1 pseudogene is annotated in these 1,078 nt (G+C 47.4%); it reads left to right on the forward strand.

Annotated features, from left to right (window positions below):
- Positions 1-643, forward strand: a pseudogene (locus HW443_RS11680) (hypothetical protein); the annotation flags it as partial.
- Positions 644-1,078 lie beyond the last annotated feature (435 nt).

The following is a 1,078-nucleotide window of genomic DNA, read 5'->3' on the forward strand; positions in this document are numbered from 1 at the left end:
AATGACTCAGAACCCTAACGAACGAATTGGATGGGCCGAGAACGAAATGAAGGCTAGATGGCCTCACACATACAGCTATTTATTACAATTTGAAGAAGTACTCCGACGCCGAAGTGGCTACAAGAAGTACTTCGATCCAAATAGAGATCCTTTCTGGACTATATACAACGTCAACCAGAACAGCCTTGCGCCCTACAAAGTAATGTGGCGACAAATGATTGGCACAATAAAGGCGGCTGTTACGGGACCGATTGACGACAACTACTTGGGAGTCAAGACTCCCGTAACACAACATGTCGTGAGTTTTGTTTCATTTTGTGATTTGGAGGAAGCGCACTACTTTTGCGCATTAATGAACACCTCCATGGTTAATTTAATCTCTCTCACATGCTTTACAGGGAAAAGCTTTGGAACTCCTGGATTTATGAATTATGTATCCATACCTAAGGCTGACTTTAGCATATCTGAACATTGTGACTTGGCCAGGTTATCAAAGCATGCTCACACTGCAATGGCCGATTCAAAAACCAAAGAGTCATTGCTGCACCTAGAGAGCGCCATCGACCAAGTAGCTGCCGATCTCTGGGGAATCTCCGACAAAGAACTAGCAGCCATACAGCAATCTCTTAAAGAACTGCAATGAAAGGGACCCTCAGGGGCAGGAGAGCTTTTTTGAAGAAATAGAGAATACGCTTAAGAAGACCGAGCGCAGGGGCAGGGAGCGACCGCCAGAACAAACGGCTATTGTGATGGGGGAGGACTGACCACAAGGAGGTGAAGGGTAGCCTACCAGAAACAGAAGCTTCTGGCCCTGAGGGACGGCAAAAAAGCCCGCGACTGGGTGGACTATCCTCTGGAAGAGCTTGCCCGGGATTAATTCATAATCAGGGACTCCCAATTTAGTCCATCAAAAAGTCATCAGGGTTGGTCATTACTAGGCCGCCATTCTTGAGTCCTCGTCCATCAACACGCCAAGAGGCTTAATCGTGACCATTAAGCCATCAGAAGAACTGTTGCCGGTCCGCCTTAGTTACCCCGCCAAAAGAGGCAAAGGGATCCATTAGCCAGCTGTGAAGCT

It is taken from the genome of Candidatus Hakubella thermalkaliphila (genome assembly GCF_013281975.1).
Taxonomy (GTDB): Bacteria; Actinomycetota; Humimicrobiia; order Hakubellales; family Hakubellaceae; genus Hakubella; species Hakubella thermalkaliphila.